This window comes from Rhizobium sp. N621 (genome assembly GCF_001664325.1).
Classification (GTDB): domain Bacteria; phylum Pseudomonadota; class Alphaproteobacteria; order Rhizobiales; family Rhizobiaceae; genus Rhizobium; species Rhizobium esperanzae.
Map to the genome: position 1 here is coordinate 4,322,257 of NZ_CP013495.1, position 14,720 is coordinate 4,336,976.

Consider the following 14,720-nt stretch of genomic DNA (forward strand, 5'->3'; position numbering starts at 1 on the left):
CAAATTAGCGGAATGTTCTGTTTTCCGCACTAAAAGAACGCTCATGACAAGGCGATGAACGCCGGTTCGGGATCATGAGAATCTTGGAGTGATGGGATGAATAAGACAATCCGCGACCTCGTAGCCAAATTCGGCAAACTTCCTACGTCGGTCGACCAGATCGCCGACGACGCCGATCTTTATGCGGCAGGTCTGACGTCCTTTGCCTCGGTGCAGCTCATGCTCGGCATCGAAGAGGCCTTCGACATCGAATTTCCCGACAATCTGCTGAACCGCAAATCCTTCGCGAGCATCTCGGCCATCGCCAAGACGGTCGATATCATCCAGGATGGTCGGAAGGTCGCCTAATGAACTTCTCCGTCAAGATCATAGAGGACGGTCTTGTCGCAAGGGTCGCCCGTGTCGCCGAAGTTGCGGCGAGACATGCGGATGCCGTCGACGTCGAAGGCCGCTTTCCCCAGGAAGCCGTGGATGCGATGAAGGCCGAAAGGCTGCTCGGCATCCAGGTGCCGCGCCATCTCGGCGGTGAATCGGCCTCGATCACCGAAATCGCCGAATTGTGCTCGATGCTGGGCCAAGCCTGTGCCGCAAGCGCCATGGTCTTCGCCATGCACCATATCAAGCTGTCGAGTCTCGTCGAGCACGGCGCCGAAAACGAGTGGCATTGCGGCTTCATGCGCCGCATCGCAGCCGAACAGTTGCTGATCGCATCGGCCACGACCGAGGGTGGCATCGGCGGCAACCTTCGCAACAGCATTTGTGCGATCGAGGTCGACGGCGATACCTGCCGCCTCGAAAAGGATGCGACGGTCATTTCCTACGGCTCGCATGCCGACGCCATCCTCATCACTTCGCGCAGCCATCCGCAGGCAGCCTCTTCCGATCAGGTGCTGACGGCCTTCCTCAAGGACCAGTATACGCTCGAAAAAACGCATGCCTGGAACACGCTCGGCATGCGCGGCACCTGTTCCGACGGTTTCCTCTTCAAAGGCGAAGCGCCGGCCCGGCAAATTCTGCCGAAGCCTTTCGCCGAGATCGCCGCGCAATCCATGCTCGCTTCCTCGCATCTGCTCTGGAGCGGCGTCTGGTACGGCATCGCGGTCGACGCGGTCGCCCGCGCACAGACATTCGTCCGCGCCGCTGCCCGCAAGGCCCCCGATGCCCAGCCGCCGGGCGCACTGCGCCTCGCCGAGGTCTCGAACCTGCTACAGATGGTGAAATCCAATGTGGTGGCCGGGCTCAAGGCCTATGAAGACGCCAAATCAGATCCGGACCGGTTGTCATCGATGGGTTTTGCCGTGGCGATGAACAACGTCAAGATCGCTTCTTCCGAGACGATTCTGGAGATCGTCAACCACGCCATGCTGATCTGTGGCATCATGGGCTACAAGAACGGCACGCCCTTCAGCCTCGGACGCCATCTGCGCGACGCCCATTCCGCACAGCTCATGATCTCGAACGACCGCATCCTCGGCAACACGTCGAGCATGCTTCTCGTCCATAAGCAGGACACTAGCCTACTGGGGTAAAGCCATGGATATGCAGACCTCGTTTCTCGACCGGCTCTTCGAGTCCGGTCTGCTGATCGATACCGGCGTTGACGGTCTCTATGGCCGCAGCGGCCAGTTCGAAGATGTCATCACCGCCTTCGAACGGCTGATCGACAGGTTCGGCGGTGCCGACGGCGCCGAGGCGATGCGTTTCCCGCCCGGCATGAACCGTGCGCTCTTCGAAAAGAGCGGTTACATGAAGAGCTTTCCGCAGCTTGCCGGCACGGTGCACAGCTTCTGCGGCAGCGAGCTCGATCATATGAGCCTGCTTGAATGCATGGAGGTCGGCGAGGACTGGACCAAGGACCAGCAAGCGACCGATATCGTGCTGACGCCAGCCGCCTGCTACCCGCTTTATCCAACGGTCGCCAAGCGCGGCAACCTGCCGAAGACGGGCGGCCTGTTCGATCTGCAGTCCTACTGCTTCCGCCATGAACCGTCGAAGGATCCGGCCCGCCAGCAGCTGTTCCGCATGCGCGAATATGTCTGCATGGGAACGGAGCAGCACGTCACCGATTTCCGCCAGCGCTGGATGGACCGCGGCGTCGAGATGATGAAGCAGGTCGGTCTCGACGTGACCATCGACGTTGCCAACGATCCGTTCTTCGGCCGTGCCGGCAAGATGATGGTCAACAATCAGCGTGACCAGAACCTGAAATTCGAGCTGCTGATCCCGATTACCTCAGTAGCCAAGCCGACCGCCTGCATGAGCTTCAATTACCATCAGGACTCCTTCGGTCTGAAGTGGGGCCTCAACCTCGAAGACGGCAGCGTCGCGCATACCGCCTGCGTCGGCTTCGGCCTGGAGCGTATCGCGCTCGCCCTCTTCCACCACCATGGCCTCGACGTAAAGGAATGGCCGGTCAGCGTACGGAAAACGCTGTGGGGCTGATGACGGCGATGACATCGGTCTTCCCGGGAATCAGCCCGGAAACTTACCGGCAGCACGCGCTGCATTCCGGCGAACGTGCATGGCCGGAAACCAACTGCTATGTCGATCTCTGGATCGAAGTGCTGGCGACATCGGGCGTCGCCCCCGAGGCGATGCTGGGTTTTACCCTGGCGCAGGATTTCGAGGGCGACCAGTTCACCTTCTTCAAAGTGCCGCTCGAAGATCTCGAAGCGCTCTACGGCATCCGCGCGACCGAGCTTGCGATCTACGACCGCGTCGAACGGCATGTCGAAGTGCAGACCGCGCGCGGTCGTCTCTGCCTGATCGAGATGGATTCCTTCTATATGCCGGATACGCGCGGCACCGCCTACCGGCAGGAGCACGGCAAGACGACGGTTGCGATCAACCGGCTTGATGTTGCGGCAAAGCGCGTCGAATATTTTCACAACGCAGGCTATTTCCAGCTCGGGGGCGAGGATTTCGACGGGCTGTTCCAGCTGCAGCTGACGGAAAGCGATCCGCCGTTTCTGCCCTATACGGAATTTGCGCGGCTTCCGGAAAAGCCCGCCGACGAAGCGCATCTTCGCGCGACCGCGCGGCGGCTTGCCGGTTTTCACTTCGCCAGGCGCCCCCGCCAAAACCCGATCCGCGCCTTCGCCCGCGTCTTCCCGCAACAGGTGGAAGCGGTGGCGGAGCGGCCGTTCGGTTTCTTCCACAAATATGCCTTCAACACGCTCCGTCAGGCGGGCGCCAATTTCGAGCTGGCGGCTGATTATCTGACCTGGCTGTCCTCAACCGAATTCGCTGCGGCCGCCGAGGATGCCCGGCGCATTTCCGACGCGGCGAAATCCGTGCAGTTCCAGCTTGCCCGCGCTGTCGCCCGCAGGAAGTTCGAGCCGCTGCAGGCAGCCCTTGATCCGGCCGCCGATGCATGGGATTCCATGATGGCATCGCTTGCGGAGCGAATCTGAGGCCGGAGATCAGACAATGCGGGGGCGTTTGGCAAGCATCGGAGCCCGGGAAAGCATGCTTTCCGAAGGCTGGAACCTGATCCTGACGGAGCCGGGCGCCTGCGCCGTACCGCACGATATTCCTCTTTCCGCGCAATTTATTCCTGCACCCGTTCCCGGCACCGTTGCGGCAGCGCTTGAAAAAGCCGGGCTCTTCGACCGGGAAAATCCCGAGCCGCTGAATATGAAGGACGCTTGGTACCTGTGCCGGCTTTTTGATGCCGAGCCCGGCGAAGCCATCCTGCGTTTCGGCGGGCTGGCCACGATTTGCAATGTCTTCCTCAACGGTCAGGAAATCCTCTTTTCCGAAAGCATGTTCACGGCGCATGAGCTCCCGGTGACGCTTTCGGGCGGCGACGAGCTGGCGCTCTGCTTCCGGGCGCTCGGCCCCCGGCTGTCCGAACCCGGCCCGCGGGCGCGCTGGCGGCCGCAGATGATCACGCCGGCGGGCCTGAAGAATTTCCGCACGACACTGCTCGGCCATATGCCGGGCTGGTGCCCGGATATCCATGCGGTCGGGCCGTGGCGGCCGATTTCACTGGTGCAACGCGATACCATATCGATCGATAATGTCTCCATCCGCGCGGTCCTGGAAGAGAGCGGCGTCGGCCGGCTGAGCGTCTCCTTGCATAACAATGCCGAGGGCCCAGCAATGCTGCTGCGCTGCGGCGGCATGGAACAGCCCTTCGAGAAGATCGGCGAAAATCATTACTCGGCTATCCTCAAGCTGTCCGACATCGAGCCCTGGTGGCCGCATACACACGGCACTCCGCGCCTCTATGATCTGACGCTGGTTTCCGACGGCGAAGAATATTCGCTCGGTAGCACCGGCTTCCGGCGCATCGACGTCGACCGCGGTGCAGATGGCGAAGACTTCGCGCTCCTTATCAACGGCGAACGAGTCTTCTGCCGCGGCGCGGTCTGGACGACCGCCGATATTGCGCGGCTGCCGGGCGGGCGGGCGGATTATGAGCCGTTCCTGCAGCTTGCCTGCCAAGCCGGCATGAACATGATCCGCATCGGCGGCACCATGGTTTACGAGACGCCCGATTTCTTTGCGCTCTGCGACGAACTCGGCCTGCTCGTGTGGCAGGATTTCATGTTCGCCAATTTCGACTATCCGCGCAACGACAAGGCCTTTCTCGGCCATGTGCATGCCGAGATCGAGGAATTCCTGTACGGCGTCCAGGCGTCGCCTTCCCTTGCCGTTCTCTGCGGCGGCAGCGAGATCCATCAGCAGGCGGCAATGCTCGGCCTGCCCATGGAATTCTGGAGTGGACCGGTGACCGACGAAATCATCCCGGCGATCGCCGCTCGCATGCGTCCCGACGTGCCCTATGTGCCGAATTCGCCCTACGGCGGAGCGATGCCCTTTTCGCCCAATGCCGGCATTGCGCATTATTACGGCGTCGGCGCCTATATGCGGCCGATTGCCGATGCCCGCCGCGCCGATGTGCGCTTTGCCTCCGAAAGCCTCGCCTTTGCGCATGTGCCGCAGCAAAGGACGCTGCAGCGCCATCTCGACGTGCCCGCCGTCCATAGCCCGCAGTGGAAGGCGCGGGTGCCCCGCGACCGCAGCGCATCGTGGGATTTCGAGGATGTTCGCGACTTTTATCTCGAGCTTCTCTACGATTTCGACCCGGCCCGGCTGCGTCGCGAAGATCAGGAACGCTATCTCGACTTTTCCCGTGCCGTGACCGGCGAGGTGATCGAAGAGACCTTCGCCGAATGGCGGCGCAAGGGCTCCGGCTGCAACGGAGGGCTGGTCTGGACGCTGCAGGACCTGCTGCCCGGCCCCGGCTGGGGCGTGATCGATTCCACCGGCGAGCCGAAACCTGTCTGGTATGCGATGCGACGTGCCTTCCGGCCGGTTCAGGCGGTCTTCACCGATGAGGGAACCAACGGTCTCGACGTGCATGTCGTCAACGAGACGGACACCGACCTCGATCTGGAACTCGAGGTCGTCTGCCTGCGTGATGGAAAACAGCAGGTCGTCAGCGGCAACATGGCTTTCAAGCTGGCGGCAAGAAGCGCGGAACGTCTTGCCTCTACCGCGCTGTTCGGCGCCTTCTTCGATACGACCTATGCCTTCCGTTTCGGCCCGCCGGCGCATGATGCAAGTGTGGCGCGCCTGCGATCCCTCGCCGATGGCGCCGTTCTCGCCGAGAGCTTCCATTTCCCCTGCGGACGCGGAAAAGCACTGCACGACGCCAGCATCGAGGCGTCACTCGGCAGAGACGGCGACAGCTGGATCATCGATCTCAGGACCGACCGGCTGGCGCAATCGGTGCATATCGACGTCGAAGGCTACAGGGCCGACGACGACTGGTTCCACCTTGCTCCCGGCCGGGTGCGGCGCGTGAAGCTCTCCGCGCTTTCCGGCACTGAAAGCGATGTTCCGCCGACAGGCGAAATCAGAAGTCTAGGCAGTTCGCGCCGCATCGGGCTCACGGGCTGAGGCTCGCAGGGAACGATGCAAGCTCACCGAAAGATCGTAATTTGAGAACGGTATACCGCTATCTACGCGCCCATATCCTGCAGCAGTTGATCCCGCGGTCGCGCCTCGCCTTCAACCCGCGCAAGCCGGTCGAAATCGTCGGCTATCTCTCGATGCCCGTTGGTGTCGGTGAATCGGCAAGGCTCTGTGCCGGGGCGCTTTCCCAAGCGGGACGGGCGATTTCGCTCTCAGACGTCAGCACGCACCCGGACGAAAAATCCTTTGCCGGCTGGGCGTCGTCGCACCTTTCGACCGAACCGCCGGGAAGCCGTATCTGGCATCTCAATCCGCCGATGCTGCCGCGCGCCATCCTGAAGATGGGGGTCACCAAATTCACCCGTGCCTTCAACATCGGTTATTTCGCCTGGGAGCTTGAAGTCGTGCCGGCGGAGTGGCGCAACGGGTTGCGTTACATGAATGCCGTCTTCGTGCCCTCGGAATTCACCAGGCGGACGATTGCGCCGCTGACGGCGGCGCCCGTCATCGTGGTTCCGCATCCCGTAACCGAGAAGCCGGCGGCAGAGGGCATGCGGGAGAAATTCGGCATCGACAAGGACGCCTTTCTCGTCAGCTTCATCTTCAGCGCCGGTTCCTCGATCAACCGGAAGAACCCGCAAGCCGTCATCGAAGCCTTCAGGCTATTCAGCGCTGAACGCCCGAGCGCCTTCCTGTTGATGAAGGCCAGCGGCAACATCGACAAGGATGAGAGCTTGCGCGAACTGATCGCTTCGGTCGCCGGCGATCCCCGCATCAGGATCATCACCGACAAGCTCTCGAACGCCGAGATCAACGGCCTTATCCGCTCTTCCAATGCCTATCTCTCGCTGCATCGCTCGGAAGGTTTCGGGCTGACGGTAGCCGAGGCGATCATGCATTGCACCCCGGTCATTTCAACCGCCTGGTCGGGCACGGAAGATTTCTGCGATCCTGAGAACAGCTGGCTGGTCGCCTCTCCCCTCATTCCCGTCGTCGATTCTCATCCAGAATTTGCGGGGCTGCCGGGCGCGGTCTGGGCGGACCCCTCTCCTGAAATCGCGGCCGCGCATCTCGGCGATATCTTCCGTGCGCCCGAGCGAGCACGGGAGAAGGCCGGGAAGGCACGGGAGTTCCTGCTGCGCTACCTCGCAGAGAACAGTTATGAGAAGGCGCTCCAGAAGCTGGCGGCGATGCAGGCCAGCTAAGGTGAGGTTGCCACTCCGCTTTATTTTAACATTTTCGCATTAGTGATGACGGGCATGCGGCTGCAAAGCATGTTGCGCAAAAGTGTGCAGCGTAAGAACAAAAACCTAAAGCGCGAGGAGCGAATCTGAAAGATCGCGACGCGCTTTAGGCTGATCCTGCGGATGGACAGATGTCGAAGGGTATTATCGCAAACTCGGTGATGAACGCGGCGGCAGGCATGCTGCTGCTGCTGACGGGCTTCGTCTCCTCGATCATCACGGCGCGTCTGCTTGGACCGGAGGCCAACGGCATCGTCGCCTTCTCGCTGTGGCTGGTGATGACGGGCGCCTCCATCGCCGAGCTCGGCTCCAGCATCACGCTGCTGAAGACCCTGCCACAGCTTTCGGCGGAGGGCTATGACGCGGGACGCCGGAGAGGCTTTGCCGCCATCCTCGTCAGCTTCATGATGTTTTCGACGGTGCTGCTGCTGGCGCTCTACGCCCTGTTCTTCCTGACCTCCGAGGAGATGCACTGGGCGAAAACCGCGCCTTCCGTCGCGCTCGTCACTGGCGTGCTGTTCTTCGTCCAGGCGATCGGATCTTTCGTCAAATTCTACCTGATCGGCGAAAAGAGGCTGGGCAGCTTCTTCAAACTGACCGTCGCCGTCTCTACCCTACAGCTCGCCGGCGTCGCCGTCGGCGCCGTCCTCTACGGGGTCGAAGGCGTTCTCGTCGGTTATGCGCTCGGCCAGCTCGTGCTGTTTTTCGCCACAATGCCGATCCTTCTTGCACGGCGCGACTGGTGCGGGGTTTCACTCAAGTACCTCGCCTCCTCCTCCATCATCCTGTCGATCCAGTTCATCATCGATTCCATTTTCCTCAACCGGCTCGAACTGCTCTTCCTGCAGCAGTTCTGGTCTGTGGAGATGGTCGGCTATTATGCCGTCGGCCTGTCGATCGCCAACATCGCGCTGCAACTGCCGATCCAGATGACCGGCAGCCTGCTGCCCTATTATTCCGAACGGCGGCACAGCAGCGACGATTCGACCTTGCCGGTCGAGGTCTTCGCCGCCGTCACCCGCAGCATGGCCTATATCGTGCTGCCGATGAGCCTCGGGCTGGCCGCGATCTCCAGCGAACTGGTGCTCGTCGTGTTCGGGGAAGCCTTCCGCCGCAGCGGCACGGTGGTTGCGCTGCTCGCGCTCGTCGCTCCCGCCTACACCTTTATGCAGATCCTCAGCCTCTATCTGCTGTCGATGGACAAGGCCCGCTCCCGCCTGAACATCAGTGTGATAGGTGGCCTCCTCATGGTAGCGGGTTGTTTACTGATCGTACCTAGGCTTGCCGCCGAGGGGGCCGCAATCGTGCGCATTCTCGTGTTCGTTGCGATGTCGGTGATGATGATCAGACAGACAGGATTCGGGTCCCAGCTTTCGGGTCTCTACGCAAGCCTGACGAAGGTTACGCTCGCCTCCGTCTTGTGCGCCTGCGCGGCGATTTCAGTGCTGGAATTCGTCCATGGCCCGATCGGTCTTATCTTCGCGATCATCGCCGGCACGCTCGCACATTTCGCCGCACTCCGCGTGCTGCGCGCGGTGCCCGTCGAGGATGTCGAGGTCGTGCGCTCCATTGTCGAAAAGATGCCGTCGGCGCTGCGGCGGCCGGTCGGCCGCGTGATTGACTTCATTGCGCCGGGGCGCCCCGGCGATCCCGACCGCGCCAAGGTCGCGCCCGGCGAACTTTCGCTCGAATCGGCTGAAGGTGCCGGCCGCAACGCCGCCCTGCCCGTGGTCTTCGATGGCACAATCGGGCTGTTCATGCCGGAAAATCCTGAAGCCGGGAAACGCTCGGCCGCGGTGCTCTTCGTCAGCCCCTGGGGCTTCGAGGAAATGTGCAGCCGCAAGTTCTTCCGCGTCGCGGCCGAACATTTCTCCGATATCGGCGTACCCAGCCTGCGCTTCGATTACCGCGGCACCGGCGATGCGCTCGATTTCGGTGCGCTGCCGGCAAGGCTGGAAACCTGGGAAAACTCGATCCGCGCGGCGGCCGCCAAGCTGAAGTCGCTGACCGGCTGCGACCGCATCATCCTGATCGGCCAAGGTCTTGGCGCAACCCTTGCCCAGCGCATCGGCTCCTCGATCGAGGGCGTCGACAGCCTCGTCATGCTGGCACCGGTACTGAGCGGCCGCGCCTATATGCGTGAACTCAACATGTGGTCGAAGATCATCGACGCCGATCTCGGCCTCGGCCAGCAGCACGTGCAGGCTGCAAAGGTGCAGATCGCCGGGCTTGTCATGCCGGAAGAGATCGCCGCCGAGCTCGGCAAGCTCAACATCGCCGCGCCGCAGGGGCTCGCGGCGTCCCGCTACCTGATCCTCGAACGTCCGGTCAGGGCCGAGGATACCGGCTTTGCCGATGCGCTGCAGGCGCTTGGCGCCAATGTCGAGCAGAAAGTGTTCGACGGCTATGACGAGCTCGTCACCAATCCGCTCTTCGCCAAGACACCCATTGATGTCGTCGAGTTTCTGACGGATTGGCTGAAGACGGCGACGGCGGAGACATCCGCCGCTCATTCGCCGGCAGCGATCGAAACCACGCCGCTTGCCGGCGAAGGCTTCTTGGAAACGCCGGTGCGTTTCGGAAGTCACGATCATCTGGTCGGTGTCGTCAGCCGGCCACTCGGCGAGATCAAGGGCAATGCCGTGCTCTTCCTGTCGACCGCCTATGACCGGCATGCCGGCTGGGGGCGGACGACGGTAGACATGGCGCGCGAACTCGCGCGCCACGGTGTCGTGTCGCTGCGCTTCGATTCCGCCAATGTCGGCGACAGCCCGCCGCGGCCGGATGCGCCGGAGCAGGTGCTTTATTCGATGACGCAGACCGACGACGCGATCGCCGCGCTCGATCTGCTCGAAAGCGTCGTTGCCGGCCCCGTCATGGTCGCTGGCCGCTGCAGCGGCGGCTATGTCGCCTTCCGCGCCGGCGTCGCCGACGAGCGGCTGAAGGCGGTCGTCTCGATCAATCCCTTCGTCTATTACTGGGATCCGAAGGTGCCGGTGCGCCGCGAGCATGTCGTCTCCGTTCCCCGCAGCCTCGACGATTACGGTCAGCGCCTGGCGCGGCTCGACACGCTGAAGCGGCTGCTGCGCGGTCAGGTGGACGTGGTGTCGGCGCTGCGCAATATCGTCATCGCCGGCGGCCGGCGACTGTCGCCCTTCGTCGCGCCGCTGCTCGAACTGCTTCCCGACCGGCGCCATATCGCCCGCGAGGTCCGACAGTCCTTCGCGCTGTTCGGCAGGCGCAAGGTGCCGCTGACGCTGATCTACAGCGAAGGCGACGTCGGTCTCGATCATGTCTATTTCCATTTCGGCCCGCGCGGCGCCAGGCTCTCCCGCTACCCGAACGTGCGGCTGCTCATGCTGCCGGATGCGGACCACAATCTGACGCCGCCGCAATCGCGCAAATTCGTCCTCGACGAGATCATTCGCCTGGCGAGAGCGTAAGCGGGTGTTCGATTAGGCAGGATCAGAGGCTTTCCGCAGTGGCGATATCAAGCGATCTGTAGAGATCGATGTAACGCCCGGCGACGATATCCCAGGAATAGCCGCGCGCAGCGTCAAGGAGCTCCGAGCGAAGGGCGTGCGGTCGGCACGCAAGGTCGGCATAAGCCGATTCCATGGCCGTCGCGGCAGTTTCCGGACTGGTGAAATCGGCAAGCCTGATGACGGCATGTCGGTCGGCGAGTGTTTGAAAGGCATCGTTGGCGTTCAGCACCGGCAGCAGGCCGGCGCTCATCGCCTCAAGCGCGACCAGGCCGAAACCTTCATATTCCGAGGCGGAGGCGAAGAGCGAGGCTGCGGTGATGATGCGGCGGATAGTATCATTGTCTGGCGACACATGCAGGGTGACGCGGCCGGTCAGGTCCCGGCTTTCGATCTTACCTTCGATATCCACCCGATTCCGGTCGGATTCGGCCCCGACAATATCGAGATGCCATTCCGAATCGCGGCTCTTCAGAACGGCCATCGCGTCGAGCAGGTGGTCCAGCCGCTTGTTCACCGAAAATCGACCGATGGTGACGACGCGGCGCCTTGCCAGGCGTGAGGCGGTGTCGGCGAACTTGCCGATATCGGCGCCATTCTCGATCAGCACGCTGTCCGGCACGATCTCGGAAAACTGCTTGAGATCGGAGGCGCTGCAGCAGACCACGCGGCGATAGGCCCTCGCCGAGGCGCGGGTCAGCGTGCGGAACCATATCTTCTTGATCGCCGCGTATTTCCGGGTGTGGAAGAAACCGCCATGGGTGGTGACGATCATCGGCTTGCCGTGCAGCAGCCGGCCCCAGGCGAGCGCATCGAAGAAGAAGTCGATGGCATGGACGTGCACGAGATCGGCGTCGCCGAGATGACGAAAAACCTGCGGCGCCAACGGATAGCGACTGCTGCCGGACCACGGGATGCGCACCACCTCGAAGCCGTCGATATTCTCGCAAGCCGGCAGCTTATCTTCAGGCGCGGTGAACAGCGAGTTCAGCGTAACGACGCGGACACGATAGCCACGCCGGAGGGTCTGGCGGCTGAGATTGGCGACGACGTCTTCCAGGCCGCCGCGATTGGGCAGGAACTGGCGCACGACATGGACGATCAGCGGAACCGTTTGCGGCTGCGGATTCTCGCGCCCACTATCTGCCTCGACGATCGCCATTTTCCACCTATCGCTGCGCGTGCCAAACTCGTGTTGGCGCGGATTTATAGCAACGACCAGATATCTCAGGCGTTAAGGCGTGGGTTCAGCAACGTCCTGCGGAAGCGATTCTTCGCAACAGGGTTAATCGTGTCTGACGGGAGTTCAGAAGGCTTTGAAGGTGAGCGTCGTCAGCGACCGGACGATGCCTGGAATATTGGCGATATTGTCGTTGATGAACTTGCCGATATCCTGGCCTTCCTCGATATAGACCTTCAACAGCAGGTCGTAATCGCCGCTTGTGGAATAGAGCTCCGAGACCAGCTCGGTCTGGTAGATGGCGTCGGCGACCTCATAGGTCTTGCCGGGGGCGCATTGGAGCTGGACGAAGATCGGCTTCATGGAAATTTCCTGCAACGTTGTTTGACCCGCATAATGGTCGAAAGCGCCATGCGGATGCAAGCCGTTCCTCACGTGGTCGCTCCGGCCGTCGCTTCCGCGACGATCCAGTCGCGAAAGGCGGCGAGCGGGGCATAATCGGCGCGCTCGCTGAGACAGGCAAGATAATAGCGCTCCCGGCTCTCCATCTCCCGGTCGACGGCGGCAACGAGATCGCCGCGCCTGAGTTCTTCCTGCATCAGGAATGTCGGCAACAGGGCGACACCGAGACCGGCGATCGCCGCTTGCGCTGCGGTGGCGAACTGATCGAAGAGCATGCCGTGCACGCTTTCGAAGGAAACGCCATTGCCGGCGAACCATTGTTCCCAGGCATCGGGGCGCGTCGTCAGATGCAGAAGCGGAACGGCAAGCAGATCCTCTGGGCGCGAAATCCTGTGCTGCTTCAGGAAATCGGGACTGCAGGCCGGCACCGTGCGTTCCGACATCAGCAAGGTCAGTTCCGCGCCGGGCCAGTGCGCGTGGCCGAAATGGATCGCGGCGTCGATCGAATCGAGCCGGAAGTCGAAGGGCGAAAGCCGGGTCGCCAGATTGATGGTCACGCCGGGATTGGTGCTAAGAAAGCGGCCCAGGCGTGGGGCCAGCCAGCGCGTGCCGAAGGTCGGCAGGATGGCGAGATTGAGCGTGCCGCCATGCGGATTGGCGCGCAGGTTCAAGGAAGCGCTCGAGATGCGCCGCAGCGCCTCGCGAATCTCGCGGGCATAGCCGTCGCCGGCGAGCGTCAGCCGCATGGTCTGGCGTTCGCGCAGGAAGAGCTCGACGCCAAGCTGCTCCTCCAGTGCGCTGACCTGGCGGCTGACGGCGCTCTGCGTCAGATCGAGTTCGCGCGCCGCCGCCGTCACGCTGCCGGTGCGGGCGACCGCCTCGAAGGCGGCGAGATGTGAAATCGACGGCAGAAAACGTCTTGAAGCGAGCATGATCATTCCGTTTCAGAATGAGCTATTTCCGAAATGTCGATATTTTCGGGTTTCCCGTGATTGTAAAGAGTTTCATCCTGCAAAAACGGAATGAGCCGGAGTTTTTCCAAGATGCCGCACGCCTTCGTTTCCACAGACCATGTCCGATCGCTTTTCACCGAGGCGATGTCGCAGATGTATCGGACGGAGGTGCCGCAATACGGCACGCTGATCGAACTGGTGGCGGATGTGAATGCCGGCTGCCTCGAAAAGGATCCCGCTCTGCGCGAACGCCTCGCCAACGCCGGCGAACTGGAGCGCATCGATATCGAGCGCCACGGCGCCATCCGCCTCGGAACGGCGGAAGAGCTTTTCACCATCCGCCGGCTGTTTGCCGTCATGGGCATGCATGCGGTCGGTTATTACGATCTTTCGGTTGCCGGCGTGCCGGTTCATTCCACCTGCTTCCGGCCGATCGACGAGGCGGCGCTGAACATCAATCCGTTCCGCGTCTTCACCTCGCTGCTGCGCCTGGAACTGATCGAGGATGAAAGCCTGCGCGGGGAAGCCGAAGCCATTCTGGCAGCGCGACGCATCTATACGCCGCGCGCCATCGCGCTGATCGAGCGTCATGAGCAGAATGGCGGTCTCACGGAAGCGGAAGCGAGCGAATTCGTTGCCGAGGCGGTCGAAACCTTTCGCTGGCACGGCGAAGCCACCGTCAACGCCGAAACCTACAAGCGCCTGCACGATACCCATCGGCTGATCGCCGACGTCGTCAGCTTCAAGGGCCCGCACATCAACCACTTGACGCCGCGCACGCTCGATATCGATGCGGTGCAGGCCCGCATGCCGGAACGCGGCATTACCCCGAAAGCCGTCATCGAAGGGCCGCCGCGCCGGCAGTGCGACATCCTGCTGCGGCAGACGAGCTTCAAGGCGCTGGAGGAGGCGATCGTCTTCTCAGGTGATAAAGGTGCGGTCCAGGGCACGCACACCGCCCGCTTCGGCGAGATCGAGCAGCGCGGCGTGGCGTTGACGGCCAAGGGCCGGGCGCTCTACGACCGGCTGCTTGCCTCGGTTCGCGGCGAAGTTCAGGTCGGCGCCGGCGGCGCCAAAGCCGGCGCCTATGACCAGGAACTGGCCGAGCGCTTCAAGGCGCTGCCGGACAGCTGGGATGAACTGCGCAGGCAGGATCTCGCCTTCTTCCGTTATTCCGCCACGCCTGCGGGCATCGCCGCCGCGGTCGCCGGGACACTGCCGCGCGATGCCGAAGCGCTTGTTGCCAAGGGCTATCTCGCCTTTGCGCCGATCGTCTACGAAGACTTCCTGCCCGTCAGCGCGGCCGGCATTTTCCAGTCGAATCTCGGCACCGACCAGCAGCAGAATTATGCGACGCGCTCGAACCGCGATGCCTTCGAGACCGCACTTGGAGCAACCGTTCAGGACGAACTGGCGCTTTATGCGGAACGGCAGGCCGCATCGCTGGAGGCCGTGATGGAGGCGCTCGGGGTCGCGGGCCTGCAACTGAGGACCGTTGCGTGAAATCGCCGCTTCAACACCTGTTCTTATGCGC

11 protein-coding genes are annotated in these 14,720 nt (G+C 62.4%); 8 read left to right on the forward strand and 3 right to left on the reverse strand.

Going from position 1 to position 14,720, the window contains the following annotated elements; all coding sequences use genetic code 11:
• Positions 1-96: 96 nt before the first annotated feature.
• The 7 genes from AMK00_RS20745 to AMK00_RS20775 all read left to right on the forward strand — a co-directional run bounded on the left by AMK00_RS20745 (position 97) and on the right by AMK00_RS20775 (position 10,612).
• Positions 97-348 carry an acyl carrier protein gene (locus tag AMK00_RS20745; RefSeq protein ID WP_011427229.1) on the forward strand — a complete coding sequence of 84 codons (252 nt, stop codon included), beginning with the start codon at positions 97-99 and terminating at the stop codon, positions 346-348.
• Positions 348-1,529: an acyl-CoA dehydrogenase family protein gene (locus tag AMK00_RS20750; protein ID WP_064811556.1), complete on the forward strand. Its 1,182-nt coding sequence runs from the start codon at positions 348-350 to the stop codon at positions 1,527-1,529. Before AMK00_RS20745 ends, AMK00_RS20750 begins: the two co-directional genes overlap by 1 nt.
• 4 nt (positions 1,530-1,533) lie before the next feature.
• On the forward strand, positions 1,534-2,442 hold the full coding sequence (locus AMK00_RS20755) for an amino acid--[acyl-carrier-protein] ligase (RefSeq protein WP_064811557.1): 909 nt from the start codon (positions 1,534-1,536) through the stop codon (positions 2,440-2,442).
• Between the two features lie 8 nt (positions 2,443-2,450).
• Complete coding sequence (locus AMK00_RS20760) at positions 2,451-3,413, forward strand: DUF1839 family protein (RefSeq protein ID WP_064811785.1); 963 nt, start codon at positions 2,451-2,453, stop codon at positions 3,411-3,413.
• Positions 3,414-3,429: 16 nt separating this feature from the next.
• Positions 3,430-5,910, forward strand: coding sequence for a glycoside hydrolase family 2 protein (locus AMK00_RS20765; RefSeq protein ID WP_064811558.1), 2,481 nt, complete (start codon positions 3,430-3,432; stop codon positions 5,908-5,910).
• A gap of 41 nt (positions 5,911-5,951) precedes the next feature.
• On the forward strand, positions 5,952-7,130 hold the full coding sequence (locus AMK00_RS20770; protein WP_064811559.1) for a glycosyltransferase family 4 protein: 1,179 nt from the start codon (positions 5,952-5,954) through the stop codon (positions 7,128-7,130).
• A 170-nt stretch (positions 7,131-7,300) separates the two neighbouring features.
• Complete coding sequence (locus AMK00_RS20775) at positions 7,301-10,612, forward strand: oligosaccharide flippase family protein (RefSeq protein ID WP_064811560.1); 3,312 nt, start codon at positions 7,301-7,303, stop codon at positions 10,610-10,612.
• Between the two features lie 22 nt (positions 10,613-10,634).
• On the opposite strand, the gene AMK00_RS20780 is transcribed toward AMK00_RS20775, so the two are convergent.
• From AMK00_RS20780 to AMK00_RS20790, 3 genes are all read right to left on the reverse strand, one after another.
• Complete coding sequence (locus AMK00_RS20780) at positions 10,635-11,813, reverse strand: glycosyltransferase family 4 protein (RefSeq protein WP_064811561.1); 1,179 nt, start codon at positions 11,811-11,813, stop codon at positions 10,635-10,637.
• 144 nt (positions 11,814-11,957) lie between these two features.
• Positions 11,958-12,194 (reverse strand): Lrp/AsnC ligand binding domain-containing protein, encoded by a 237-nt coding sequence (locus AMK00_RS20785; RefSeq protein ID WP_003567502.1) that lies wholly within the window; start codon positions 12,192-12,194, stop codon positions 11,958-11,960.
• Positions 12,195-12,262: 68 nt separating this feature from the next.
• Entirely contained in the window at positions 12,263-13,171 is a 909-nt protein-coding gene (locus AMK00_RS20790) for a LysR family transcriptional regulator (protein WP_064811562.1), read from the reverse strand.
• Positions 13,172-13,255: 84 nt separating this feature from the next.
• Here AMK00_RS20790 and hglS point away from each other — a divergent pair, with 84 nt between their 5' ends.
• Positions 13,256-14,689: a 2-oxoadipate dioxygenase/decarboxylase HglS gene (hglS, locus tag AMK00_RS20795; RefSeq protein ID WP_064811563.1), complete on the forward strand. Its 1,434-nt coding sequence runs from the start codon at positions 13,256-13,258 to the stop codon at positions 14,687-14,689.
• The last annotated feature ends 31 nt before the right edge of the window (positions 14,690-14,720 follow it).